This is a genomic window from Streptomyces sp. DvalAA-43 (genome assembly GCF_900091725.1).
GTDB classification, from domain to species: Bacteria; Actinomycetota; Actinomycetes; order Streptomycetales; family Streptomycetaceae; genus Streptomyces; species Streptomyces pulveraceus.
This window is the reverse complement of sequence record NZ_FMBW01000071.1, coordinates 586,333-610,969: the sequence shown is the minus strand read 5'-3', so window position 1 is coordinate 610,969 and position 24,637 is coordinate 586,333. Positions and strand designations below refer to the sequence as shown.

Annotated in this window: 23 protein-coding genes and 1 tRNA gene; 20 read left to right on the top strand and 4 right to left on the bottom strand. The window is 71.2% G+C overall.

What is annotated here, in order from left to right; translation table 11 throughout:
* Nucleotides 1-12: 12 nt before the first annotated feature.
* The 10 genes from GA0115234_RS31045 (at nt 13) to GA0115234_RS31000 (ending at nt 8,757) form a co-directional block, all read left to right on the top strand.
* Entirely contained in the window at nt 13-405 is a 393-nt protein-coding gene (locus tag GA0115234_RS31045) for a DUF3307 domain-containing protein (RefSeq protein WP_093548263.1), read from the top strand.
* A gap of 14 nt (nt 406-419) precedes the next feature.
* Nucleotides 420-989, top strand: a complete 570-nt coding sequence (traA, locus tag GA0115234_RS31040) for a plasmid transfer protein TraA (protein ID WP_093548261.1) — start codon at nt 420-422, stop codon at nt 987-989.
* Between the two features lie 62 nt (nt 990-1,051).
* Nucleotides 1,052-3,049 (top strand): plasmid transfer protein TraB, encoded by a 1,998-nt coding sequence (traB, locus tag GA0115234_RS31035; protein WP_093548375.1) that lies wholly within the window; start codon nt 1,052-1,054, stop codon nt 3,047-3,049.
* Nucleotides 3,050-3,220: 171 nt separating this feature from the next.
* Nucleotides 3,221-3,712, top strand: a complete 492-nt coding sequence (locus GA0115234_RS31030) for a hypothetical protein (protein WP_093548259.1) — start codon at nt 3,221-3,223, stop codon at nt 3,710-3,712.
* A gap of 120 nt (nt 3,713-3,832) precedes the next feature.
* On the top strand, nt 3,833-4,303 hold the full coding sequence (locus tag GA0115234_RS44500) for a hypothetical protein (protein ID WP_343335960.1): 471 nt from the start codon (nt 3,833-3,835) through the stop codon (nt 4,301-4,303).
* An 83-nt stretch (nt 4,304-4,386) separates the two neighbouring features.
* Nucleotides 4,387-5,283 (top strand): bifunctional DNA primase/polymerase, encoded by an 897-nt coding sequence (locus tag GA0115234_RS31020; protein ID WP_093548257.1) that lies wholly within the window; start codon nt 4,387-4,389, stop codon nt 5,281-5,283.
* Nucleotides 5,284-5,390: 107 nt separating this feature from the next.
* On the top strand, nt 5,391-5,603 hold the full coding sequence (locus GA0115234_RS31015; RefSeq protein WP_237541841.1) for a hypothetical protein: 213 nt from the start codon (nt 5,391-5,393) through the stop codon (nt 5,601-5,603).
* A complete protein-coding gene (locus tag GA0115234_RS31010; RefSeq protein WP_093548254.1) occupies nt 5,600-7,009 on the top strand; it encodes a DNA primase family protein in 1,410 nt (469 codons plus the stop codon). Before GA0115234_RS31015 ends, GA0115234_RS31010 begins: the two co-directional genes overlap by 4 nt.
* Nucleotides 7,010-7,122: 113 nt before the next feature.
* The gene (locus GA0115234_RS31005) at nt 7,123-7,311 is read left to right on the top strand and encodes a helix-turn-helix transcriptional regulator (protein WP_093548252.1); all 189 of its coding nucleotides are present in this window, start codon (nt 7,123-7,125) and stop codon (nt 7,309-7,311) included.
* A gap of 60 nt (nt 7,312-7,371) precedes the next feature.
* Nucleotides 7,372-8,757, top strand: a complete 1,386-nt coding sequence (locus GA0115234_RS31000; RefSeq protein ID WP_093548250.1) for a tyrosine-type recombinase/integrase — start codon at nt 7,372-7,374, stop codon at nt 8,755-8,757.
* 144 nt (nt 8,758-8,901) lie between these two features.
* Here the strand turns inward: GA0115234_RS31000 and GA0115234_RS30995 are convergent.
* A tRNA-Ser gene (locus GA0115234_RS30995) sits at nt 8,902-8,988 on the bottom strand.
* Between the two features lie 188 nt (nt 8,989-9,176).
* Nucleotides 9,177-10,655: a S1C family serine protease gene (locus GA0115234_RS30990; RefSeq protein WP_093548248.1), complete on the bottom strand. Its 1,479-nt coding sequence runs from the start codon at nt 10,653-10,655 to the stop codon at nt 9,177-9,179.
* A 242-nt stretch (nt 10,656-10,897) separates the two neighbouring features.
* On the opposite strand from GA0115234_RS30990, the gene GA0115234_RS30985 reads away from it, so the two are divergent.
* From GA0115234_RS30985 to GA0115234_RS30975, 3 genes are all read left to right on the top strand, one after another.
* A complete protein-coding gene (locus GA0115234_RS30985; RefSeq protein ID WP_093548246.1) occupies nt 10,898-11,761 on the top strand; it encodes a glycerophosphodiester phosphodiesterase in 864 nt (287 codons plus the stop codon).
* 183 nt (nt 11,762-11,944) lie between these two features.
* Nucleotides 11,945-12,496, top strand: a complete 552-nt coding sequence (locus GA0115234_RS30980; protein ID WP_237541880.1) for an ATP-binding protein — start codon at nt 11,945-11,947, stop codon at nt 12,494-12,496.
* A gap of 331 nt (nt 12,497-12,827) precedes the next feature.
* Nucleotides 12,828-13,793 carry a DUF5926 family protein gene (locus GA0115234_RS30975; RefSeq protein ID WP_093548244.1) on the top strand — a complete coding sequence of 322 codons (966 nt, stop codon included), beginning with the start codon at nt 12,828-12,830 and terminating at the stop codon, nt 13,791-13,793.
* A gap of 877 nt (nt 13,794-14,670) precedes the next feature.
* On the opposite strand, the gene GA0115234_RS30970 is transcribed toward GA0115234_RS30975, so the two are convergent.
* On the bottom strand, nt 14,671-15,393 hold the full coding sequence (locus GA0115234_RS30970) for a bifunctional DNA primase/polymerase (protein ID WP_093548242.1): 723 nt from the start codon (nt 15,391-15,393) through the stop codon (nt 14,671-14,673).
* Nucleotides 15,394-16,025: 632 nt separating this feature from the next.
* Between GA0115234_RS30970 and GA0115234_RS30965 the strand changes: the two genes are divergently transcribed.
* Together GA0115234_RS30965 and GA0115234_RS30960 are read left to right on the top strand one after the other, a co-directional pair.
* Nucleotides 16,026-17,396, top strand: coding sequence for a PP2C family protein-serine/threonine phosphatase (locus GA0115234_RS30965; RefSeq protein ID WP_237541840.1), 1,371 nt, complete (start codon nt 16,026-16,028; stop codon nt 17,394-17,396).
* Nucleotides 17,397-17,531: 135 nt separating this feature from the next.
* Nucleotides 17,532-18,995 (top strand): aminopeptidase P family protein, encoded by a 1,464-nt coding sequence (locus tag GA0115234_RS30960; protein ID WP_093548238.1) that lies wholly within the window; start codon nt 17,532-17,534, stop codon nt 18,993-18,995.
* Between the two features lie 34 nt (nt 18,996-19,029).
* Here the strand turns inward: GA0115234_RS30960 and GA0115234_RS30955 are convergent, their stop codons facing one another.
* Nucleotides 19,030-19,566 (bottom strand): ATP-binding protein, encoded by a 537-nt coding sequence (locus GA0115234_RS30955; protein WP_093548236.1) that lies wholly within the window; start codon nt 19,564-19,566, stop codon nt 19,030-19,032.
* A 213-nt stretch (nt 19,567-19,779) separates the two neighbouring features.
* Between GA0115234_RS30955 and GA0115234_RS30950 the strand changes: the two genes are divergently transcribed.
* The 5 genes from GA0115234_RS30950 (at nt 19,780) to GA0115234_RS30930 (ending at nt 24,543) form a co-directional block, all read left to right on the top strand.
* Entirely contained in the window at nt 19,780-20,583 is an 804-nt protein-coding gene (locus tag GA0115234_RS30950) for a hypothetical protein (RefSeq protein ID WP_176729312.1), read from the top strand.
* A 155-nt stretch (nt 20,584-20,738) separates the two neighbouring features.
* On the top strand, nt 20,739-21,416 hold the full coding sequence (locus GA0115234_RS30945; RefSeq protein WP_093548235.1) for a YcnI family copper-binding membrane protein: 678 nt from the start codon (nt 20,739-20,741) through the stop codon (nt 21,414-21,416).
* 45 nt (nt 21,417-21,461) lie between these two features.
* Entirely contained in the window at nt 21,462-22,115 is a 654-nt protein-coding gene (locus GA0115234_RS30940) for an SCO family protein (RefSeq protein WP_093548233.1), read from the top strand.
* Nucleotides 22,112-22,561 carry a copper chaperone PCu(A)C gene (locus tag GA0115234_RS30935; RefSeq protein WP_093548231.1) on the top strand — a complete coding sequence of 150 codons (450 nt, stop codon included), beginning with the start codon at nt 22,112-22,114 and terminating at the stop codon, nt 22,559-22,561. Before GA0115234_RS30940 ends, GA0115234_RS30935 begins: the two co-directional genes overlap by 4 nt.
* Before the next feature lie 14 nt (nt 22,562-22,575).
* On the top strand, nt 22,576-24,543 hold the full coding sequence (locus tag GA0115234_RS30930; protein ID WP_093548229.1) for a copper resistance CopC/CopD family protein: 1,968 nt from the start codon (nt 22,576-22,578) through the stop codon (nt 24,541-24,543).
* Nucleotides 24,544-24,637 lie beyond the last annotated feature (94 nt).

The following is a 24,637-nucleotide window of genomic DNA, read 5'->3' as shown; positions in this document are numbered from 1 at the left end:
AGGAGGCGTCCAGTGTTCGCTGATCTCGCGTTCCTGCTCTACGTCGGCCATCTGATCGCCGACTACCCGCTGCAGACCGACCACCAGGCCGGGCACAAGGCCCTGCCGGGCGTGGCCGGTTGGCGGGCGAACCTCTGCCACGCCGTCACGCACGTCGCGGTCTGCGCGACCCTGCTCGTCCTCGGCGCGGCGGTCCTGGGCTGGCGGCTTCCGCTGCTGCCCGCTCTGGCTGCGGTCTTGTGGATTGGTGCCACGCACGCGGTGATCGACCGGCGTTGGCCCGTCGCGGCCTGGATGCGCCTGGCCCGCCAGACCAAGTGGGCCGCTACCGGCGGTGCCGCGCACGTCGACCAGACCGCCCACATCGCCGCGCTCGTCGTCGCGGCCCTCTGCCTCTCCGCCTGAAAAGGAGCACCCCCATGGCAACCACCAGCACCCCGCGGCCCCACGCCCCCCGCCCCCGGACCAGCGGCGGATCGAGCCCCAGCGGGAAGGGCGCCAAGTTCGCGGCCGGTGCGGCCACCGCCGCCGGAAACTTCGTCGGCGCCGCCGCCGGTGGGTTCGTCCCGCCGATCAACGTCACGGTCAACAACACCAAGACCAAGGCCGCCCCCGCCAGTGCCCGCCAGCACGCCGAAAGCCTGCTCCCCGCACCGGAGTTCTCCTCCCCGGCCCAGATCCGCGACTACTGCAACAGCCTGCGGGCCGCGGCCGTGATGCTCTCCTTCGAGGTCGCCATGGGCGCCGAGATCCTCAAGTCCGTGCTCAGCACAGTGCCCGACCCGGACGGCCGGATGGGCGGCGCCAAGATCCGCGCGTTCAAGGTCTCGCGGAAGCTTCAGCGCGCGGCCGACGAACTGCGCAACGCAGCCAAGCTCGCCGCCGCGACGTACGCCCAGTTCCAGCAGGACTACGAGGGCGAGCTCAACGCCCACCGCCACCGCGCCCAGCGGCCGGAGCGCCCCCGCATGAACTGGACCGCTCAGTGAACCGCCGGGTTGACCAGGACGAACGGGACGTGGACCGGGAGCTGGAGAGGATGGAACGGCGGATGAGGAACCGCGAGCACAGCACGTCGACCGGCGGCAGCATCGGGGCGTACCTCCTGCACCGCGCCAAGCCGCACATGCCGCCGTGGCTCGGCGTCGCAGGGATCGGCGTCGCCGGGACCGGTGCTCACCTGCTGTGGGCCGACTCGGTCGCGGCCGGGGTCGGGCTGACCCTGTCCACGGTCGCCCTCACCGGGGCCACCTGGTGGGCCGGTCGGGAGACCAGCCCGCAGCGGCGCCTGCACTCCGCGATCACGGTCGCGGCCGGGTCCGCATGGATGACCGGAGCCGCGCTCGCCGGGCCCCTGACCGGCATCCTGCCCGACACCTACCTGATGGGCGGGGCCGTCCTGGCCCTGTCCTGGAACATCCGCATGGCGCTGCGCACCTCGGACGGCCCCGCGGCCATCGAGTCCGCCGACAAGGGCCTGCTGGAGAAGGTGGGCCTGGCCAAGGCCAGGATCGGGCGGACCGAGGTCGAGCCGAACCGGGTCACCGCCAGCCTGGCGCTGGACGGGGGCACGCAGACCAACGACGACGTGGCCCGTGCCCTGGTGCGGATCGCGTCCGCGCTCGACCTGCCGCAGTCGGCGGTGCGCTACCAGCCCGACCCGGACTCTGCCCGCCGCGGCGACCTGGTCATCGTGCCCAAGGACATGCTGACCGAGCCCCAGGAGTGGGAAGGCCCCTCGCAGCCGGGCGCCTCGATCATGGACCCGCTCGTCATCGGCCGGTACGACGACGGCTCCCCGCTGATGGTGTGGCTACCCGGTGACCCGGCCGCCGGGCGCAACGCCCAGCACTTCCTCGTCGCCGGGGGCACCGGTTCCGGCAAGGGCGACACCGCCCTGAACCTCCAGACGGAGATCCTGTCCCGCCGCGACGTCATCATGTGGCTGTCCGACCCGAAGGCGTTCCAGGACTTCCGGCCGCTACTGCCCGCCTACGACTGGGCAGTGGAGGGCGGCGCCGGTACCGAGGCGATGGTGGAAGCGCTCCAGCACGTCATCCCGGCCCGGACCGGGTGGCTGGGCAAGCACTCCTACCGGCAGTGGACGCCGCAGGCAGCCGAGCCGCAGACCGACCCGGCGCACTCCTGCCGACCCGACAGCACGGCGTGCGGCTGCGAGGGCCTGCCGTACCTGGTCGCCTGGATGGAGGAAGCCGCCAACACGCTGCGGCAGCTCGGGGACAACGCGTTCACCGGCATCGCCCAAGAGGCCCGGTCCGCCGGGTGCTCGCTGTTCGTGTCACTCCAACGCCCCTCCTACGACCAGATGTCGACCAGTACCCGGGCCTCGCTCCCGTCCGTGATCGCCCTCGGATGCGACCCGCGCGACGAGGGGTTCAGCCTCCCGGACGCGGTCATCGACGCCGGAGCCCACCCCGGAGCATGGGGCAACCGCAGGCCGGGCTACTGCTACGTCGTCGCAGGCGGCATCGACCCCGACCGCTACGCCTCACCGGCCAGGACGCAGCAGTTCACCCCGGACGCCACGGCCGTCATGGAAATGCTCGCCCAGTGGGCCGTGCGTAACGGCGCCGCCGCTGACCCGGTTACCGCCGGGGCCGCCAGGGCGGTCGTCGGCAACGCGTACACCGGCCGCCGCACCGACGAGACAGGGCAGGCCACCGTGCCGGACCAGGACGACACCATCCAGACCGGCACCCTCCTCGACCCGGAGGACGCCGCGATGGACCCAGAGGCCGACCTCCCCGCGGCCCAGCAGGGCGACGACACCCCGCTGTTCGGCCAGGAGACCGGCCGCAAACCGTCCCCGGAGGAAGCCAGGCAGTTGTTCACCCGCGCGCTCGACGAGTTCGAGGCGGCCGGGCAAATGGTCATCGGACCGAAGGACTTCATGGACTGGTGCGACCGCAACAACCTCGGTCGGTCCTGGGTGTCCAAGCGGCTGAAGGACGCCTCCGTGGAGGGCCGTCTCCAGCCGACCTCCCAGACCGGCCGGTGGCGCATCGTCCCCGTCCTCGCCGCCGCCTGACACCCATCACATGTGACAGCCGCGTCACACCCAAACCCCTAGGCGGGAGCGGGTGTGACGCGCCCTCACAGCGGCCCATCACACCCCCGTCACACCCACCCGACCCCCTGACCGGGGGCCCGCCGTCACGCCCGACGCCGGGCCCCCGGCCCGCCCGGGAGGAGTACCCCCGTGAACCGACCCGACCAGCCCCCGGCCAGCAGCCAGCTCAGCTCCGCCGAAGCAGACCTCCGCGCCCGCCAGCTCATCGACGAGGCATACACACCGACGTCGCACCGCGACGACTCCCCGCTGCCCTCGTACGGGCCGACACCCCCCATCGCCCAGCCCGGACGCCCGCCCATGAGCCAAAAGGCCACGGACGCCAGCGCCCTGATGCTCACCGGCAGCGTCGCCGCCCTGTCAGTCGGCGGTGCTACCTCCCTCGTGCTCTACACACTCGGCCAGGTCGACCCGGTCACCCTCGCCACGGGCGCGGCCGGACCCGTCGCCCTGGTCCTCGCCGCCGGATCCCTCCTGCGCTCCGCCGCCCGCGCCAAGGCCGACGCGCACACCGAGCACCACCACCACTACACCGGCCCCATCCACCAGGACCAGCGCACCACCCACACCACCACCCGCGGCGTGTGGGCCAAGACCACCAACCAGCAGGAGGCCCAGTGATCCGCCCCGCGAAGAAGTACGAGCCCGCCAGCAGCGACCTCAACCGCCGCCCCCAGGAACCCAAGGACTCCTGAACAACCGATCCGAGCACTCCCGCTACTGACCCCGAAGGGACCATCCGTGCAGCCCAAGCTCCTCGACCGCCTCAGCGACGCCGCCGTCGCCCTCATGACCGGCACGCGCACCGTGCGCTGCCCCCACCCCGGCTGCACCGTCCACATCCGCTACCGCTGCGTCACCCCCGACGAAGCGCGTGACCTCACCACCCTCGCCACCGACCACACCCGCCACGGTGCCCAGCCGGAAGAGTCCGTCCGGCTCCGTATCCGGCGCGCCACCTGGCCCCGGCCCGCGCTGATCCTCACCGACACCCCCCACCCCAACTGCCCCGCCTGCCAGGGCGAAGGCGGACACAACCACGACTACGGCGACTACGAGACCGGCGAGTACGCGAGCACCGAGTGGGAGCCCTGCGACTGCTGGGACGAGGAGTGCTGCTGGACCCTGTTCCGCCTCCCGCACCGGCCCCGCTGGCTGCGCCGCAACCGCCCGGCCGCCGACCCGTTGGCCACCAACGAACCGCCTTTCTGACAGCCCAAGGGCGGCCCCCGTCTCGCCAAAGTCCGGGGCCGCCCTCGCCTGCCAGCACTTCTACAGAACTGGAGACACCCAGCATGACCCATGCCAATGACATCCAGCGAGACCACCTCGCCTCTGCCCTCGAACTGGCGGCGGCCGGTGTGCCCGTGTTGCCGTTGCGGGCGGGTAAGCGCCCGGTCGGCAACTGCCCCGCCTGCACGGGAAACATGTGCGGTGGGCGCCCGAACATGAAGACCGCGGGCCCCTGCCAGTGCCCGCGACCGTGCCATGGCTGGGCCGCAGCCACCACCGACCCCGCCGTCGTAGCGTCACCCGTTTGGGGGAGCGCTTGGAAGCGGGCGGGGGCGGTAGCCTACTGCCCCGGCGGAGCCGGGGTGACCGTTGTCGACCTCGACAACGCCGCCGCGCTGGCCTGGGCCCGCAAGTCGCTGCCCTCCACCCGGACCGTGCCCACCACGCGTGGAGAGCACTGGATCTACCGGGGCTCGATGCGGTCCGCGAACAACGTGCGCACCGGCGTCGACATCAAATCCCTGATGCAGTACGCCCGGTGGCTCGGCCCCGGCACCGGCACCATGACCCGTCTGCCGGACGTCGTCCGCGCCCTGATCGGCAGGGAAGAGACCACCCCCGCCCGGGGAGAGATGGTCTCTTCCCTCAACCGGTCCGCAGCATGGGATGCGACGGTGGCCACCGGATGCCGGCACACCGGGCGCTACGTGCGTACCGGCCTGGACCGAGGCGTGGCCATGGTCCGCGCCCGGACCGAATCCGGCGCCGGATCACAGGCGTACGGTGTCGCATCTTTCCTGGCCAAGCAGCACACCGTGTGTCCCGGACCGTGTGGCCTGGACGCCATGGGCCAGCAGATCATCGCTGCGGCCGTCTCCGTCGGCGTCCCCGAGGCCTACGCCGCCCGCGCCGTGGCCAATGGCCTCTACGGGCCGACAGCCCTGGGCCGGGTCTCATGACCGCCCACGGCCCGCGCGCCGCCCGACATGCCCCGCCACGGGCCGCAGAGGGCGCGGGAATCGCCGCCCGTCAGGGCGTCCTTACTGCTGTTCGCCCTGAGCCGCACATGGTCACCGTGCTCGGCATCGGCCCCGGTCTCCACGTCCGGGGGCTGGAGCGGGGCGGATTCCCGGTGGCCGACTGGCTGTGCGCCTGCGGGTACCACGAGCAGGTCCGGGGCCGCCGTGCCGTCACCGAACTGGCCGACCGTGTACGCGTCGGGCACTGCCCCCACGGCACCTCGCGCACGATCCAGACCGAAGGGAGGACCGCCGCATGACCGGCACGGAAGAACTGCCCTCACCGTCGAACCCGCTCGCCGTCGCCCGGCGGCTCCTGCCCGACTGGCAGACCGCTGACGGATACCTGCGTCTCCGGCGGTGGCGCGGCTCCTGGATGCGGTGGACCGGCACGAGCTGGCGGGAGCTGGACGAGCAGCAGATCCGCGCCGACCTCTACAAGCGTCTGGAGCACGCCACGTTCAGCGCGGGGGTGGGCAAGGACGGCCTGCCCGAGGTCAGTGACTGGGCCCCGACGAAGCAGAAGATCAGCAATCTGCTCGATGCCTTGGGCGCGATCGCGCTTCTGCCCACGGATGTCGACGCGCCGTCGTGGATCGACCACGAGCACGGCCGTCACGACGGGAGTCCGATCGTGGCGTGCGAGAACGGACTGCTCCGCATCCGGGACCGGGAGCTGTTGCCGCACGGACCGGGGTTCTTCAATCTCGTCTCCGTCCCGTTCACCTACGACCCCGACGCGAGTGCCCCCGCGTGGGAGGCGTTCCTGCAACAGATCTGGCCCGATGATCCCGAGGCGGTCAACGCGCTCCAGGAGTGGTTCGGCTACGTCCTGTCCGGCCGCACCGACCAGCAGAAGATCCTGCTGGTCAAAGGCCCCTCCCGCTCCGGCAAGGGAACCATCGCCCGCGTCCTCAAGGAGCTGGTCGGCCGTGAGAACCTGGCAGGCCCCACGCTCGCCGGACTCGGCTCGAACTTCGGGCTGTCCACGCTGGTCGGCAAGCCCCTCGCGGTCATCTCCGACGCACGGCTGTCCGGCAAGGACGGCGGCCAGGTCGTCGAACGGCTCCTCACCATCTCGGGTGAGGACACCATCGACATCGACCGCAAGTACCGGCAGCCGTGGACCGGGAAGCTCCCGACCCGGCTGATGGTCCTGACCAACGAACTGCCGCACTTCGGCGACTCCTCCGGGGTCATCGCCCGGCGCTTCGTCGTGCTGAACATGACCGTCTCCTGGCTCGGTAAGGAAGACACCAGCCTCACCGACAAGCTTGCCGCCGAGATGCCCGGCATCCTCAACTGGGCCCTCGACGGACTCGCCCGCCTGCAACGCACCGGCCGGATCACCGAACCGGCCTCCAGCCGCGAAGCGGTCACGACCATGCAGGACACCGCCTCACCCACCAGCGCATTCGTCCGAGAACGCTGCGCGGTCGGGCCCAACTGCGAAGTCCCCGTGGACACCCTGTGGGACATCTGGCGCGAATGGGCCGAGGACAACGGCGTCAAGGCCATCGGTTCCAAGCAGCTATTCGGCCGCAACCTGCTCTCCGTCGTCCCGCAACTGCACCGCGCCCGCCCCCGCGACGCCTACGGCCGGCAGGTCGCCACGTACTACGGGATCACCCCCACCGGGTCCGACCCACATTTGCCTGAGTCGTGACTCAAACGACTCAACACCCCCCTCGCACCGCCTCTGAGTCGGTTGAGTCGCGACTCACGGCAATGTGCCTCCAACCCGCCCGCAGCCCCGCCGCTTCATAGAGGAGGCGCACCATGGCACGCCCCCAGATGCTCAAGCTCCCCGAAGTCCTCGCCGAACTCGGCATGAGCCGCGCCGCCTTCTACCGGATGCGCGCCCGCGGCCTCGCCCCAAAACTCATCAAGCTGCCCAACAAGCAGATCCGCGTCCGCCGTGCCGACCTGGATGCCTGGCTGAGCCAGTACGAGCAGACCGCCGCCTGATCCACCCCCGCTTCAAGAGGGCCCGCCGTTCGGTGGGCCCTCTCTCATTCCTGGAGAGCCATGCTCACGTACGACGTGGACTTCTGGTCCATCCGGCAGCGCAAGAACCGCCCGAAGCCTTTCGAACTGCGATGGCGGGTCGGCGAGCGCTCGCACTCTAAGAGCTTCAAGCTCAAGACGCAGGCCGAAGGGCGTCAATCCCAGTTGATGGATGCGCTGCGCAAGCGGGAGCAGTTCGACGAGGAGACCGGGCTCCCGGTCTCCGAGCTTGAGGCGTTGACCACGCCCACCTGGTATGAGCACGCCACCGCGTACGTGCTCATGAAATGGCCGAAGGCGGCGGCCAAGCACCGCGCAAGCATCGCCGAGACGTTGGCCAACGTCACGCCGGTCTTCGCCTCCAGCTCGCGCGGCGCCCCGAAGGCCGCCGTGCTGCGGAAGGCGCTCTATTCGTGGGCCTTCCGCGCCGTACGGGATGCAGAGGGCACTCTGCACCTGCGGCACCAGGTCGAGGAGCCACCGGCCGATGTTGTCGAGGCACTCGCCTGGATCGCTGAGCACACGTACAAGATGACCGAAGTGGCCCGATCGGACCGGCTGCGCGCCGCCCTGGACGCCATCTCCAAGAAGCTGAACGGAAAGTCTGCGGCCGACAACACGGTAGCCCGGAAGCGCATGGTGCTGAGCAATGTGCTGCGATACGCCGTCGAGCGCACGATCCTCCCCGCCAACCCACTAGGCACCGTCGACTGGACAACCCCGGAGCGGGACGACGAAGTCGACTTCCGGTACGTGCCCAACCCGGGGCAGGCCGCAGTCCTCATCGACGCCGTACGCCAGCTCAGCGCGCGGGGCGAGCATCTGGGGGCGTTCTTCGGGTGCCTCTACTACGCCGCCATGCGCCCCTCGGAAATCGCGGCCCTGCGTGAGGAGGACTGCGCACTGCCGACCTCAGGGTGGGGCGAGCTGGTCCTTGCCGGGAGCCGTCCCGAGGTCGGGTCCGGCTGGACGGACGACGGGAAGTCGTACGACGACCGGGGCCTGAAGCGGCGGGCACGGAATGCCACCCGCCCGGTACCGATCCCGCCGGTCCTCACCGCGATGCTTCGGGAACACAAGGAGCGGTACGGGGTAGCGGACGATGGTCGGCTCTTCCGAGCCGCGGAGGGGGGACGCGTCAGGTCCACGGAGTATTGCGCTCTCTGGGACGCCGCCCGCCTCAAGGCCCTGTCAGCGAAGGAGGCGAAGACGCCGCTCGCAGACGTGCCGTACTCCCTCCGCCACGCGGGGGTCTCCCTGTGGATCAATTCCGGAGTGGACCCGGTGGAGGTCGCCCGCCGGGCGGGACACAGCCTCACCGTCCTCTTCCGGTTCTACGCCAAGATCCTCCGAGGGCAGCAAGACCGTGCGAACACCCTCATCGAGCAAGGACTCAACGGCGGATGAGTCCCCGATCCTGGCCCACGCATGGCCCATACGCACTGGTCAGGACCGGGATATACGCGAGTCAGGGTGAGACAGGGTGAACACAGAGGGCGGGCCCCGGAACTCGGGGCCCGCCCTCTGACCTGCTGCTTCTCTGACCTGCGGCGGTGGGTGTGGGATTTGAACCCACGGTGACATCGCTGCCACGACGGTTTTCAAGACCGTTCCCTTAGGCCGCTCGGGCAACCCACCCCTGCCCCGTCCACCTGTGACGGAGCGCCTACAGCGTACCGGCTGATTGGTTCCGCCGGGCCATCCCGGTCGGGCGCCCTCCCCGGCGCAACTCGGGCCTGTGGACGGGTGGTGCATCGGATGCGGCCCGCGGGTGAGCGAAGGGCCCCGCGGGTGCGGGGTCCTTCGCTCGCGTGCTGCCGGGATGGTCAGCTGTCGCCGTTGCGCTCGCCGAGGGTGACCTGGGCCGTTGCCGTCCGGCCGTCGCGCTGGTAGGTCAGCGTCACCCGGTCGCCGGGCTTGTGGGTCCAGATCTCGCCGATCAGCGTCGGGCCGCTGTCGATCACGGTGTCGTTGAACTTCGTGATGACGTCGCCCGCCTTGAGCCCGGCCCGGTCCGCGGGGCCGTCCTTCGACACGGCCGGCGTACCGCCCGCGCCCTGGTCGGAGATGACCGCGCCGCCGGTCTTCTCGTCCATGGTGACCGTGGCGCCGATCACCGGGTAGACCGGCTTGCCGGTCTTGATCAGCTGCTGGGCGACGTTGGTCGCCTGGTTGATCGGGATCGCGAAGCCGAGGCCGATGGAGCCCGCCTGCGTCTGGCCGACGCTGCTGCCGGTCGACTGGATGGCGGAGTTGATACCGATGACCGCGCCGCGCGCGTCGAGCAGCGGGCCGCCGGAGTTGCCCGGGTTGATCGAGGCGTCGGTCTGCAGCGCGCTCATGTACGAGTTGCTGCCGCCGGAGCCGTCACCGGAGGCGACCGGGCGGTTCTTGGCGCTGATGATGCCCGTGGTGACCGTGTTGGACAGGCCGAACGGGGCGCCGATCGCGATCGTGGAATCGCCGACCGCGACCTGGTCCGAATTGCCGAGGGCCAGCGGGGTGAGCCCCGACGGCGGGTTCTTCAGCTTCAGGACGGCGACGTCGTAGCCCTGCGCCCGGCCGACGACCTCGGCGCCGTACTTCTTGCCGTTGGAGAACGTGGCCGTCAGCTGGCCGCTGTCCGCCGCGGAGGCCACCACGTGGTTGTTCGTGAGGATGTGGCCCTCCTTGTCGTACACGAAGCCGGTGCCCGTACCGCCCTCGCCGTCACCGCCCTGCGCGTCGATCGTGACCACGCTGGGCAGCGCCTTGGCCGCCACGCCCGCGACCGTACCGGGGTCGCGCTTGAGGTCCTGCTGGTTGGCCGACGCCGAGACCGTGGTCGAGCCGGAGGAGCCGTTGCGGTCGGCCGCCCAGTAGCCGAAGGCGCCGCCGATGCCGCCGGCGACCAGCGCCGCGACCGCGACCGCCGCGACCAGGCCGCCCATGCCCCGCTTGCGCGGGCCTTCGGGGGCGTACGGCTGGGACGGGGCGCCCCAGACGGGACCGCCACCGTCCGCACCGTGGGAGGCGTACGCCGGCACGGCGGGCGGCGGCGGGGGCGGCCAGTTGGCCTCGGCAGCCGACTGGGGCGCGTGGGGTGTCTGGGGCGCGTGAGGTGTCTGGGGTGTGTGCGGCGCGTGGGCAGGCGTTGGCGGGACGGAAGCCATGGGTGTGGTGGCGGTGGCCGGCTCCCCCTCCGGGGCAGGCGCGGGCGCGGGCGTGCTCCCGGGTGACCCCTGAGGAGCATCGGCCGGCACGGGAGGTACGGACGGAACGGCCTCGGCCGCAGTGCCCTCGTTGCCCTCGTTCTCTGTGCTCACAGCTCTTTACTCCTCGGTTCCACATCAATTTCGGCAAGAGATCCGCTGTGTACGTGTCAGGTCCCAGCTTTTCCCAAGGCACGTCAGGCCACTGTAAGCAGGACCTGTGCATCCGCACACCAATCTTTACATCGGGCAAAACGATCCTCCGGTGCAAGACGCACCGCAGCAGCGGCGCGGGGTGCCCGCATCCGCCGCGCAGCGTGCGCCCGGGGGCCGCCGCTCGATGACACGATGACGGGGTGACCCACGCACGCCGGCAATCCACGCACCACCCCATCCAGGTCATCGCGCACCGGGGCTCGTCCGACGACGCCCCCGAGCACACCCTGGCCGCGTACCGAAAGGCCATCGAGGACGGCGCCGACGCCCTGGAGTGCGACGTACGGCTCACCGCCGACGGCCACCTGGTGTGCGTGCACGACCGCCGGGTGAACCGCACCTCCAACGGCCGCGGCGCCGTATCCGCCCTGGAGCTCTCCGAACTCGCCGCCCTCGACTTCGGCTCCTGGAAGGACCGCGAGGAGAGGAACCGAAAGGAGCGGAACCGCGAGGAGTCGGAGTCCCCGGACTGGGATCCGGTGCCGGGCGAGCTCACCTCCGTACTCACCCTGGAACGACTGCTCGAACTCGTCGTCGAGACCCGGGCCGCCGGGCGTCCGCTCCAGCTGGCCGTCGAGACCAAGCACCCCACCCGCTGGGCGGGCCAGGTCGAGGAGAGGCTGCTGCAGCTGCTGAAACAGTTCGAGCTCGACGCCCCGCCGGCCGACGGCCCCTCGCCGGTGCGCATCATGAGCTTCTCGGCGCGCTCGCTGCACCGCGTCCAGGCCGCGGCCCCCGCCCTGCCCACCGTGTACCTGATGCAGTTCGTCTCGCCGCGGCTGCGCGACGGGCGGCTGCCGGCCGGGGCGCGGATCGCGGGTCCGGGGATGCGGATCGTACGCAACCACCCCGGTTACATCGAGCGACTGCACCGAGCGGGGCACCGCGTGCACGTCTGGACGGTGAACGAACCGGAGGACGTCGAACTCTGCGTCGATCTGGGCGTCGAGGCAATCATCACGAACCGCCCGAAACAGGTTCTTTCGCAGCTGGGACGCCTCTGACACCCAGTGACACGGAGTGCACCGGCGCATTCGAACCGTATTCGATCGTTACGAGTACGTCACTGGCAGTCCGTTGGCCGGTTTCCGGTCCAGTCCAAGGGGGCATCCACTCCGTGGCGTGGGGCAAAGGAGGTCTCGGGGGTGGCGTTGGTGGTGGCACAGGAAGTGCCCACGTCGTCGAGCATGGCCGTACCCCATGGCCCTGCGGGCGTGGGCCAGGCGCGGCACCGGATGCGCGAGCAGTTGCGCAGCCACGGGGTGTCGGATTCGGTCGTCGACGACGCCGTGTTGATTCTTTCCGAACTGCTCAGCAATGCCTGTCGGCACGGCAGGCCGCTGGGCCGGCACACGGATGTGGGTGACGGCGACGTCCGCGCGGCGTGGCGCGTCGACAGGACCGGCGGGCTGACCGTCGAGGTGACGGACGGAGGCGGCCCGACCCGCCCGGTCCCGGCCACGCCGTCGGTGACGGCGCGCGGCGGCCGCGGGCTCAACATCATCAGCGCGCTCGCCGACGAGTGGGGCGTACGCGACAGCTCGTCCGGTGAAGTGACCGTCTGGGTCCTCGTCAACGAGGGACACGGGCAGGCGTCCGGCGCGCCTGGCAGGCCGGGCGCACCGGTCGTGCCGGGTCCGGGCAGGTCGCGGCCGGGAGCGTCGCGGCCCGGAGTGCCCGCGCCGGGCATGTCGCTCGACGGGCTGGGCTTCGCGGACGCCTTCGACGACGTGGGCTGACGTTCCGGTACGGACACCGGCCGCCGCCGAGGTACGGGAGGCGCCGGCGCCCCAACGCGCCTGCGCGCGCAAGGGGGGATCGCGCGGCACGGCGTCTCCGGACGTATGGGCGGGATCGCGCGGCACGGCGTCCGCACGCACCGAGACGTGCTCCCGCGGCAACGCGCGTGCGCGCGCGAGAACATGGTCACGCGGCACAGTGCGGCCGCGCGGAAAGCGGCGTTCCGCGCTCCGGTACCGGCGGACGCGTGGGCACGTGTGTTCCGTACGCGACGGAGACGGCTAGGCTCGCGGCCCAGACCGCACTGTCGCAATCGGGAGAAAGCCCACCATGGCCAAGAAGCGCCCTCAGACCAAGGCCGGGAAGCAGCAACTCAAGGATGGCGAGATCCCGGTGGTCGGGGCTCGTGAGCCCTGCCCGTGCGGTTCGGGCCGCCGCTACAAGGCATGTCACGGCCGCGCTGCCGCCCAGGCCGTGACCGAGCTCGTCCACCGCCCCTTCGAGGGTCTGGCCGGCGAGTGTGACTGGGTCGCGCTGCGCGAACTGGTGCCCGCCGCCACGGTCGCGCTGACGCTGAAGGGCGGGCTGCCCGAGGGCGTGCCCTCGGTGACGCTCGCCACCGTCCTGCCGATGGCCTGGCCGGCACTGCGCCGCGACGACGGTTCGGTGCTGCTCGCCCTGCAGAACGACACCCCGTCCGGTGACCTCAGCCGGGACCTCGCGGACACGCTGCGGCGGGCGCTGGACGCCGAGCCCGGTTCGCCCGTGGCGGCGCAGCGCGTGCCGGCCGACGGTCCGCGGCTGCAGGACGTACTCGACCCCGATGCGGCGTTCGAGCCCGTCGTCCACTCCGGCTTCGAGTTCTGGGTCCCGGACGCGGAGAACGCCACGCCCGAGGTGTCCGCCTCCCTGGAGCGCGCCAACGAGGCGGCGATCCCGACGACGCGGCTCGCCGGTGTGGACGCCGCCTACTGGTGCGAGACCCCGGAGAAGAACCATCTGCGCTGGGTCATGCCGCACGCCGAGGAGCGGCTGCTCGACGCGCTCGCCCGGCTGCACGCCGCCGGTACCTCCTCGCTGGGCGAGAACACCCGGCTGGTCGGCTCCTTCCGGGCGCACGGGCTGATGGTCCCGGTCTGGGATCTGCCGAGTGCCATGGGGGCCGAGGAGTGCGAGAAGCCGGCGGCCGAGTTCGCCGAACGGCTGACCGAGGCGCTCGCCTCCGACGCGCCGCTCAGCGCCGAGGAGCGGCGGGCGCGCGGCGGTCTCACCAACCGCCAGGTGACGCTCAGCTGACATCGACGATCCCCGAACCCACCGGGCTCATGGGGTGACTCGCGTCACAACTCGCCGTACTCACAGGTAAATCGCTGTCCGAATACGCGAGATCGAATTTGCGAACGGCAGATCTCTTGTTACCGTTCTAGAAGCCCGGTCGCTGGTGCATCCCCCGTCGCCAGCGATCGGGCATCCTCATTTCCGGATACGGCGCACGGCGCGCAACGCGGCGCACAGGCCCGCGCACAAGCCCCTTGCCGGTACGCCCCGGCCTCACTGAACACCGCGCCCCCATGACCGTTCCCGCCGCACCGGCGCCTTCATGGATACGCCGCCCCGGCTCGACGGAGCGGGAGGGGCCGAGGCACCGAGAGAGCCCTGACCGCAGCAGGAGCAGGGCGCTCAGGGCGTCGGCGGACCATGCGAGGACCGACAGGTCTCGGACAGATACCGAATGCCGGATGCCGTCGGATGCCGGGCGTCAGCGGATGCCAGGCGCCGCATGCCGAATGTCGGACGCCGGGCGTCGAATGCCGGATTGCCGGGCGCCGGGCGCACTCCGCGAAATGACCTGCACCGGAGTTAGTCGAATGGATATTCGATAAATCTGTCGGGGCGTTCCGAAAGGTCATCAGAAAGCCTTACACCGCCGGACTTTGCAGCGGCAGACTTTGCATTGCGCATCAGGGATCACATCCGGGGATCACGCCCAGGGATCACATCCGGGCCGGCATCCCGCCGTCGGGACACGACCACCCGGATAATCACGGACCGCACCCGCCGGCTTCGCAGGGCGTTCTGACGGTCCGCCGGATATTCCAGCCGATACGCGGGGTCCGGCGCGGCCCACCCCACTACTCCGGTGGCGGGCACGACGCGCCCGCCACCGCCCCCGTCAGTACGCGAGCCGACTGCCGCCGTCCGGCGCACCGCTGCTCGCCGTGACCAGCGCGTCCAGCACCGCCCCCACATCCGGCAGCCACGGCGCGGCGGGTGCCGGAGCCGGGCCCTTCCCACGCGCACGCTGCCGGGGCTCCGGGGAGGGAGCCCGCTCCCAGCGCACCTGCCCCGCCCCCACCTCGGACGGCGGGAGGACGAGATAGCCGCCCTCGCCGTGGAAGCGCAGCGAACTGGGCACCCAGTCCTGGGCGTGCAGCAGCTCACCGAGCCGTTCGAGGTCGTACGGGGCGACCAGCAGCGACCACCGGGTCGGCGTCGCCACCACGGGGCCGAGCCGCACGCCCATCCGGTCCAGCTCGACCAGCGCACGGGCGGCGGCCACGGCCGGCAGGCTCAGCGCGCACGGAGCGCGCCCGCCGGTGGCCAGGACGATCGGAGCGGTGGGCCGGTTGGTCCACCACCAGCGCACCATGCGCGCGTCGGTGGTCGCCGCGAGGAGACCGGGATCGAAGGGATGTGCGCCGGGCACGGCGCACTCGGGATCGGGACAGGCGCAGCCACGGCCACGGCCACCGCGACCACCGGCCGCCTCCGGCCCCACTCCGGGGAGCACGGGCCACTGCCATGCGGTGGCACAGGTCAGGGCCGCGTCGAGCTGGGCGGGCCTTCCCCTGCGCCGGAGCCGGAGCCTGCGTCGCCTTCCGAGGATCTCGCGCATGAGCGCTCGTTCCTTTCCGTTGAACGCCGAGGGTCCACATCACACCACGTGTGAGTTGCCGTACGTGTGCATCAGTTCACTGTGCGTACATGCTCTTCAGGTCTGCGGTACGGGCGGGTCGTCGGTACCGAGCATGGGCCGAGCCGATTCGAGCAGGTGCGAGACGGGTCCGGACGAGCGGTCCGGACGAGCGTGGCGAGGAGCGGCGCAGCTATCGCGCCTGCCGTGCCAGGGTGCGAACCCCGCCACTCGGGGGTGGGTGCGTGGCCGTCACAAGAGAGGACGTCCGGGCCGCCTGCTGGGTTCCGGGGCGATCAGAACTGCCCCTGGCCTTCATCGATTACGTACCCAGCATGCCCGGCATGACGCTCCCTCCGGGACTTCACCCCGAGAACACCCCCTGTTCGAGCACGCCCAGTCGATCGCAAATAGCTCTCATGGGGTGCATTTTTTGGCCAACTTAGCAGCTGCGCGGACACCATAATTCCCGTGGGGACAATGCTGGACATCGCCTCACTTGTGCGTGTACATGTGGTGCACGTGTACATGCGGATGCACTGATAGCGGCGCAGAATGACATGGGGGTTCGCGATGCTATTCGACGAAACGCACTGGTCGGAAAGCCGAAAACGATGAGCGCCCCACACCTGCCAAAAGTGGCTGGAATCGATCCCACAGTTCCGGTTTCAGCACACACTGCCGGGCCTCTGTCCGAAGTGCCGTCCGCTCCGGGAGCCTTCATCCAGGACCGGCTCGCCGGCTGGATCTCCGATCTCACCACGTTGCACGAACTCACCGAGCGACTGGCCAGAACCGCCACCCTCGACGATGCGCTTCACGAGCTGCTGGACGCCGGAGCCGCTCTGGTCGGCGCCCGCCGCGGCCTGGTCGTCCTCGAACCCTCCGACCACCGCGGCCCGGTGAGCACCATCGGCCTCGGGCTCGCCCACGCCGAGCTGGGGCTGATCGAGACGGTCCCGCGCGCCGCCACCTCCTACGGCCGGATCCTGGAGGGGCTCCCGGACACCGAAGGAGCGCAGACCACCCCCGACCTGCTCGGCGACACCGCTCTGGACCCCCGCCGCCGCGAGGTCGCCGCCCGGCTCGGATACGCCGCCAGCTACGCCGTGCCGCTCACCGCCGAGGCGACCGGCAGGCTCGGCGCCGCCGTCTGGCTCTACGACGAACCCGCCGAACCGCTTGAGCGCCGGCGCCATCTCGTCGGCCTCTACACCGGATACGCCGGTGAGCACCTGGCCCGGCTGCTGGAGCTGGAGCGGGCCAGGGCCGATGTCGCCACCGTCACCGAGGAGCTGCTGCCCACCCGGCTGCCCCGGGTCGCCGGCGTCCAGCTGGCCGCCCGTCACCGCCGGGCCCCGCAGGGCGGCGGCGACTGGTACGACGCGCTGGCGCTGCCGGAGGGCGCGCTCGGTCTCGCCGTGGGCTCGGTGAACGGCTCCGGGCCGAGCGCCCTGGCCGCCATGGGGCGGCTGCGGGCCGGGCTGCGGGCGTACGCGGTGATGGAGGGCGAGGACCCGGTCGCCGTGCTCTCGGATCTGGAACTCCTGCTGCGGCTCACCGAACCGGCCCGTACCGCGACCGCGCTGTTCGCCTACTGCGAACCGGCCGCGCGCAAGATCCTGCTGGCCGGTGCGGGCCACACCCCGCCGCTCGTGATCGGCGACCGGCGCACCGAGTTCGTCGAGACCTCGGTCTCCGCGCCGCTGGGCATGCTCGCCTGCTGGGAGGCGCCCAGCGTGCAGATCACCCCGGCGCCCGGCGAAACCGTACTGCTCTGCACCGACGGGCTGCTGCGCCGTACCGGCGACTCGACGGACCGGGCGTTCGCACGGCTCCACTCGGCGGCCGCGTCCGTACCGAAGGCGATGCGCCAGGACGCCGGGGCCGTCGCCGACCATGTGCTGCGCACCGTGCTGCCGGACGGGCTCGACCGCGGCGAGGACGCGGAGGACGTGGTCGTCCTGGCCGCGCGCTTCGACTGAGCCCCGCGGCATTCCCCGGCCGAACCCACGGCATTCCTCCGGCCGAGCCGTGTAACAGGTCCTCCGGCCCTGTGCCCCCTTCCGTACACCCGTACGATGGACGGGGTCCAGTGTCGTATCAAGGAGAGACAAATCGTGGCTGAGGAGCTCATCCCGGAGAACCCGGAGACCGAGGAAGAAGAGACGGTCAAGCAGCGGAAGAACGGCCTGTACCCGGGCGTCTCCGATGAACTCGCCGCGAACATGAAGTCGGGCTGGGCCGATACCGAGCTGCACGGCGTCGAACCGATCGCCCAGGCCGCGCACACGGCCGCCCGCCGCGCCGCGCTCTCCGCCCGCTTCCCCGGTGAGCGACTGGTCGTCCCCGCGGGCAACCTGAGGACCCGCTCCAACGACACCGAGTACGCCTTCCGCGCCTCCACCGAGTACGCGTACCTCACCGGTGACCAGACCCAGGACGGCGTGCTCGTCCTGGAGCCGACCGAGGACGGTCACCAGGCGACCATCCACCTGCTGCCGCGCTCCAACCGCGAGAACGGCGAGTTCTGGCTCGACGGCCAGGGCGAGCTGTGGGTCGGCCGCCGTCACTCCCTCGCCGAGGCCGAGCAGCTGCTGGGCATCCCCGCGAAGGACGTGCGCGAGCTCCCCGCCGCGCTGACCGAGGCCACCGGCCCGGTCCGCAACGTCCGCGGCCACGACGCCGGCATCGAGGCCGCGCTGACCGACAAGGTCACCGCGGAGCGCGACGAGGAGCTGCGCGTCTTCCTCTCCGAGGCCCGGCTGGTCAAGGACGCCTTCGAGATCGCCGAGCTGGAGAAGGCCTGCGACGCCACCGCGCGCGGCTTCGAGGACGTCGTGAAGATCCTCGACAAGGCCGAGGCGACGAGCGAGCGCTACATCGAGGGCACCTTCTTCCTCCGGGCCCGCATCGAGGGCAACGACATCGGCTACGGCTCGATCTGCGCGGCCGGTCCGCACGCCACCACCCTGCACTGGGTGCGCAACGACGGCGCGGTGCGCTCCGGCGAACTGCTGCTGCTCGACGCGGGCGTGGAGACCAACGACCTCTACACCGCCGATGTGACCCGCACCCTTCCGATCAACGGCACGTTCACGCCGCTCCAGCGGAAGATCTACGACGCCGTGTACGAGGCCCAGGAGGCGGGCATCGCCGCCGTCAGGCCCGGCGCCGGCTTCCGCGACTTCCACGACGCCGCACAGCGGGTGCTCGCCGAGAAGCTCGTCGAGTGGGGCCTGCTGGGCGACCTGTCCGTGGAGAAGGTCCTGGAGCTGGGGCTCCAGCGCCGCTGGACGCTGCACGGCACCGGTCACATGCTCGGCATGGACGTCCACGACTGCGCCGCCGCGCGCACCGAGACATACGTCAACGGAACGCTGGAGCCCGGCGTCTGCCTCACGGTCGAGCCCGGTCTGTACTTCCAGGCCGACGACCTGACCGTGCCCGAGGAGTACCGGGGCATCGGCGTCCGGATCGAGGACGACATCCTCGTCACCGAGGACGGCAACCGGAACCTCTCCGACAAGCTGCCGCGCCGCTCCGACGAGGTCGAGGAGTGGATGGCCCGCCTCAAGGGCTGAGCCGACGGCCCCCACGCGTCGAAGGACGCCCTGCTCAGGACACCATGAGCAGGGCGTCCTTCCGCCATTTCAGGACCTTGTCGAAGCTGACGACGGCTCCGCTGCCGGGGCGGTTGCCGAAGTGCACATGGTCGGCGAGCTGCTCGATCAGACAGAGGCCCCGCCCGTCCTCGGCGTTGAGCGGCGGGTACTGCTGGGGCTCGTGCGGCTGCGCCGCGGAACGGAGGGTGCGCCGGGCGGGGAAGCCTGGCCCCGAGTCGGCGACCTCGATACGGCACTTCTCGCCGTCCAGATAGGCGGTGACCCGGTACTGCCCGGAGGCGGCCCCGGGCAGCTCGTCCCATACGTCCCACGGATCCTGCGGCACTGCCCGGTCCTCCGGTTCGTCCCGGACCGCGTGGTCACCGCCGTGCTCGACGGCGTTCGCGCAGGCCTCGCTGAGCGCGAGCGACAGATCGAAGGAGATGTCCGGGTCCACACCCGCGGTCTCCATGGTGCCCAGCAGAAAGCGGCGGGCGAGCGGGACGCTCGCGGCCTCGCGCCGCAAATGGAGGGACCACCAGATGCTCATGCTCCAGCCTCCTGGCTGCGGCTCGACATACCGATACGTATTGCCGCACGGCACCATTCGTAAGCGCGGACCGGATGTGAGACCGCTCATTCGGCGGATACCAGCGCTCCGTACACCCGTGTATGCCTGGCCCGCCCGACCGCACCGGACAGAAGGCGACCTTCCGGACCTGCCGTACGGAGCCCGGGGGCCCGGTGCGATGATGGCCCCGCCATGTCTATGCCTGTCGCACGCGCCGGAGCCGGTCTGCGGCTCCTGAGGACCGCGGTGTTCACCGCGGTCTGCGTCGCGCTGTCCGCGGCAGGCCACTCCCTGGCGTCCTGCGCGGCCGTCCCCTGGTGGACGCTGCTCGCGGGGTTCCTGGGGATGTCCGCGGTGGTGGCGCCGTTCGCCGGACGCGAGCGTTCGCTGTGGTCCATCGCCGCCGCACTGGCCGGTGGACAGATCGCCCTGCACGCCCTGTTCGGCCTGGGCACGCACAGCACCCCGGCGCTGAACGCCAGGGCGGGCGACGACTCCCTGATCCGGTTCGCGGCGAGTCTCGTGTGCGGGGCCGGGCCGGCGCAGCTGAGCGCCGCCGACGCGCACCGCATCGTCACCACCGCGGGCATCGACCCGGCGTCGGTGACGGCCGGGGGCCACCACATGGCCGCCGCGTCCGGCACGGATCCGGGCACCCTCGCCGCCCTGCTGCCCGACCTGCCCATGCTGCTCGGCCACCTGCTGGCCGCGGTGGCCACCGGCTGGCTGCTGCGGCGCGGCGAGATCGCCCTGTTCGGGCTGGTCCGACTGTCCGCGCACGGCGCGCAGCAGATAGCGGCCGGAGCCCGGCTGCGCGCGCTGCGGGCGGCGTTCGCCCTGGTCGACGCACTGCGCGCCGGGCTGCCCGGCGGCCCGACGACCGGGCCGCGCATCGCCCGTACGGCGGTCGACGCCCCGGCACCCGCCACCGGGGACCCCTTGCAGCACCAGGTGATCAGGCGCGGTCCGCCGCCCGCGTACGCACTCGCAGCCTGACGCGACACCCTCCATCCGGTGCACGGACCACTCCGCGCCGTACCCGGCCGGCGCATGCACGCCGCCCAGGGGGGACAGGAGAGGTGTCGTGACGCCGTCGCGCACCCGCGCGCCGGACCACCTTTCCTTCGTGCTTCCGTGGAGTGATCCCTGTCATGAACGTTTCCCGCATCGCCCTCGCCGGCGGCGTCGCCGCGTCCACCGTCCTGATCCTCGCCGGTACGGCCTCCGCGCACGTCAGCGTGCAGCCGCAGGGCGAGGCCGCCAAGGGCGGTTACGCCACCGTCAACTTCAAGGTCCCCAACGAGCGCGACGACGCAGCGACGACCAAGGTCGAGGTCAACTTCCCGACCGACCACCCGCTGGCCTCCGTCATGCCGCAGGCCGTCCCCGGCTGGGACATCGCGGTCACCAAGAGCAAGCTGGCCAAGCCGCTGGAGATGCACGGCCAGAAGATCAACGAGGCCGTCTCCAAGGTCACCTGGACCGCCACGGGCGACAAGGACGAGCGTGGCATCCGCCCCGGTGGCTTCCAGCAGTTCCCGCTCTCCATCGGCCAGCTCCCCGAGGACGCCGACCAGCTGGTGTTCAAGGCCATCCAGACGTACGACAACAAGGAAGTCGTCCGCTGGATCGAGGAGCCGAAGGAAGGTGCCGCCGAGCCCGAGAGCCCGGCGCCCGTCCTCGCGCTGACCGCGCCGGCCACCGGCGAGCACGGCTCGGCCGCGTCCTCCAGTGACACCACGGCCCGGGTCCTCGGCATCGTCGGCATCGTCATCGGCGTGGCCGGGGTCGCCTTCGGTGTCCTCGCCGGCCGCCGCCGCGCCGCCTGATCCACAGCTCCACCCGTCCCACCGACCACCAGGAATCAGAGCTCCATGTCCAAGAAAACGGTGCTGGCCGCGGCGTTCGTCGCCGCGGCCGCGCTCACCCTGTCCGCCTGCGGCAGCAGCGAGGACAGCGCCAAGAAGCCCATCGCCGATGTGTCGGTCCAGCCGAAGACCAAGGCCGCGACCGCCCTGGACCAGCCGTTCACCAAGCCGAATCTGGTGCTCACCGACACCCACGGCAAGAAGTACGACCTGCGCGAGCGGACCAAGGGCAAGCCGACGCTGATCTACTTCGGCTACACCAACTGCCCCGACGTCTGCCCGCTCATCATGAGCAACATCGCCATCGCCAAGAAGTCGCTGCCCAAGGCCGACCAGGAGAAGCTCCAGGTCATCTTCGTGACCACCGACCCCGAGCGGGACACCCCGTCCTCGCTGGGCAGCTGGCTCAAGCAGCAGGACCCCGCCTTCACCGGCCTCACCGGCGACTTCCCGACCATCCAGGCGGGCGCACGCCAGATCGGCATCGGCATCGACGCGCCGAAGAAGGAGAAGGACGGCACGGTCGTCTCGATGCACGGGTCCCAGGTCATCGCGTTCTCCCCGAAGACCGACCAGGGCTACCTCGTCTACAGCGAGGACACCTCGCCCGACGACTACACCAAGGACCTCCCCAAGATCATCAAGGGGGAGACCCCGTGAACCGCCGCACCGCCCTCGCCGGCGTCATAGCCCTCACCACGGGGCTGACGCTGGCGGGTTGCTCGTCCTCGGACGACAAGCCCGAACTGACGGTGACCGGCGCGTTCATGCCGCAGCCCGTCAGCGACATGGCGGCCGGATTCCTCGTCGTGAAGAACAGCGGCGGCGCTTCCGACCGGCTCACCTCCGTCACCAGCCCGCTCTCCGACGACGTCACGATCCACGAGACGAAGAACCAGACGATGCGCATGGTGACGTCCTTCGACGTACCCGCGGGCGGCGAGCTGGATCTGGAGCGCGGCGGGAACCACATCATGTTCATGAAACTCAAGCAGCGGCCCAAGCAGGGCGAGAAGGTGTCCGTGGAGCTGCACTTCGAGAAGGCCGACCCGATCAAGGTCGACCTTCCCGTGAAGGAGACCACCCACAACCCGAAGAAGCAGTGAGGGACTGACTCGTCATGACAGCCACCGCCCCGCACTTCGGACCGGCCCCGTCCACTCCCGCGGCACGCCGTCCCCTCGCCGCGGCCGCGCTCCTCGCCGCTCTCGTCGGCATGGTGTTCGGCCTGCTGCTGGGAGGCGCGGGCCCGGCGTCCGCGCATGCCGCGCTGACCGGGAGCGATCCGCAGGACGGGGCGGTGGTCGCCACCGCCCCCAAGGAGGTCACGCTCACCTTCTCCGAGCAGGTCGCCCTCGGCGACGACTCCATCCGGATCCTCGATCCGAACGGCAAACGCGCCGACACCGCCGCCGCACCACGTGATCTGCAGAGCGGCTCCACCGTGAAGTACGGCGTCTCGCTGCACACCGGGCTGCCCGACGGGACGTACACCGTCGCCTGGCAGGCCGTGTCCGCGGACAGCCACCCCGTCTCCGGAGCCTTCACCTTCTCCGTCGGAGCGCCCTCCAAGACCGCCGTGGTGCTCCCGACCGAGGAGGCCGGCGGCGGCCTCGTCGGCACCCTCTACGGCATCGCGCGCTACGCCGCGTACGCCGGTTTCGTCCTGCTGGCCGGCGGCTCCGCCTTCGTCCTGGCCTGCTGGCAGCGCGGGGCGGGGGCCCGCCCCCTTCAGCGCCTGGTGGTACGCGGGTGGATGACCCTCACCGTCGCCACCCTGGCCATGCTGCTCCTGCGCAGTCCGTACACCGGATCCGGGAAGCTCGCGGACGTCTTCGACCTCGACGGGCTGAAGGCCGTGCTCGACACCAAGCCCGGCGCCGCGCTCGTCTCCCGGCTGCTGCTGCTCGGGGCCTCCGCGCTCTTCATCGCCGTGCTCTTCGGGACCTACCCCAGGCGCGAGGACGAGCGCGAGAAGCGGGACCTCACCTTCGGCCTGGCCATCGGCGGCACGGTGATCGCCGCCGGGATCGCCGGTACGTGGGCGCTCGCCGAGCACGCCTCGACCGGGATCCAGCCCGGCATCGCCATGCCGGTCGACGTGCTCCACCTGCTGGCCGTCGCCGCGTGGCTCGGCGGTCTCACGGCCCTGCTGGTCGCGCTCTACCGGACCCCCGACCTGGACGCCGCGTCCGTACGGCGCTTCTCCGGCATCGCGCTCGGCAGCGTGGTCGTGCTCGCCGCGACCGGGATCTACCAGTCCTGGCGCCAGGTCGGCACCTGGTCCGCGCTCACCGGCACCGGATACGGACAGCTGCTGCTCGTGAAGGTGGGGCTCGTCGCCGTCCTGATCGGGATCGCCTGGCTGTCGCGACGCTGGACGGCCCGGCTGATCGCGGGCGGGGGCGGCGCGGAGTCGGAGACGGAGTCCGGGACCGGGGATGGTGAGAAGCCCCGGGCGGAGGCCGCCGAGGAGACCGAGGACCCGGACACATCGGGCGCCACGGCCGAGGACCCCGCGCGGGCCGCCCAACTCGCCCGGCAGCAGGCCGCCGTGGCCACCGCCGAGAAGAAGCGGATCCGCGACGCCGACCCCGACCGGTCCGGGCTCCGCCGGTCGGTACTGGCGGAAGTGGGGGTCGCCGTCGTGCTGCTGGCGGTGACGACCGCACTGACCTCGACCGAACCGGCGCGTACCGAGGAAGAGGCCCGCGCGGCGACGGCGGTGACCGCCCCGGCGGCGCAGGGTCCGGTCTCCCTGAAGCTGCCCTTCGACACCGGCGGCGCCAACGGCAAGGGAACGGTGCGGATGGAGATCACTCCCGCCCGTACCGGCGCCAATGAGCTCCACCTCTGGGTCGACGGCGCCGGCGGAGAGGCCATGGACGTCCCCGAGGTGAAGGTCGCCTTCACGCTGGAGTCCAAGGACATCGGCCCGCTCCCCGTCGTTCCCACCCGGCTGACCGAGGGCCACTGGACCGCCGATGGCGTCCAGATCCCGATGGCGGGCGACTGGAAGGTAGCCGTGACCGTCCGTACGTCGGACATCGATCAGACGACCATCGACAAGAACATGAAGATCGGCTGAGCAGGATCGTGAGCACAGACAGCAGGAAGGCCCGGGACGAGGCGACCCGGGACAGCGGGGAAACCCGGAACGGTACGGGCCCTGCGGACGGCGG

Bases quoted from the DNA above. Each gene is read 5' to 3' on its own strand.
- GA0115234_RS31015 (WP_237541841.1), top strand. From the start codon at position 5,391: ATGGTCACCGTGCTCGGCATCGGCCCCGGTCTCCACGTCCGGGGGCTG.
- GA0115234_RS31005 (WP_093548252.1), top strand. From the start codon at position 7,123: ATGGCACGCCCCCAGATGCTCAAGCTCCCCGAAGTCCTCGCCGAACTC.
- GA0115234_RS30950 (WP_176729312.1), top strand. From the start codon at position 19,780: ATGTCTATGCCTGTCGCACGCGCCGGAGCCGGTCTGCGGCTCCTGAGG.
- GA0115234_RS30940 (WP_093548233.1), top strand. From the start codon at position 21,462: ATGTCCAAGAAAACGGTGCTGGCCGCGGCGTTCGTCGCCGCGGCCGCG.
- GA0115234_RS30930 (WP_093548229.1), top strand. From the start codon at position 22,576: ATGACAGCCACCGCCCCGCACTTCGGACCGGCCCCGTCCACTCCCGCG.
- GA0115234_RS31020 (WP_093548257.1), top strand. From the start codon at position 4,387: ATGACCCATGCCAATGACATCCAGCGAGACCACCTCGCCTCTGCCCTC.
- GA0115234_RS30975 (WP_093548244.1), top strand. From the start codon at position 12,828: ATGGCCAAGAAGCGCCCTCAGACCAAGGCCGGGAAGCAGCAACTCAAG.
- traB (WP_093548375.1), top strand. From the start codon at position 1,052: ATGAGGAACCGCGAGCACAGCACGTCGACCGGCGGCAGCATCGGGGCG.
- GA0115234_RS30945 (WP_093548235.1), top strand. From the start codon at position 20,739: ATGAACGTTTCCCGCATCGCCCTCGCCGGCGGCGTCGCCGCGTCCACC.
- GA0115234_RS30970 (WP_093548242.1), bottom strand. From the start codon at position 15,393: ATGCGCGAGATCCTCGGAAGGCGACGCAGGCTCCGGCTCCGGCGCAGG.
- GA0115234_RS30965 (WP_237541840.1), top strand. From the start codon at position 16,026: ATGAGCGCCCCACACCTGCCAAAAGTGGCTGGAATCGATCCCACAGTT.
- GA0115234_RS30955 (WP_093548236.1), bottom strand. From the start codon at position 19,566: ATGAGCATCTGGTGGTCCCTCCATTTGCGGCGCGAGGCCGCGAGCGTC.
- GA0115234_RS31000 (WP_093548250.1), top strand. From the start codon at position 7,372: ATGCTCACGTACGACGTGGACTTCTGGTCCATCCGGCAGCGCAAGAAC.
- GA0115234_RS30980 (WP_237541880.1), top strand. From the start codon at position 11,945: ATGGCCGTACCCCATGGCCCTGCGGGCGTGGGCCAGGCGCGGCACCGG.
- traA (WP_093548261.1), top strand. From the start codon at position 420: ATGGCAACCACCAGCACCCCGCGGCCCCACGCCCCCCGCCCCCGGACC.
- GA0115234_RS31010 (WP_093548254.1), top strand. From the start codon at position 5,600: ATGACCGGCACGGAAGAACTGCCCTCACCGTCGAACCCGCTCGCCGTC.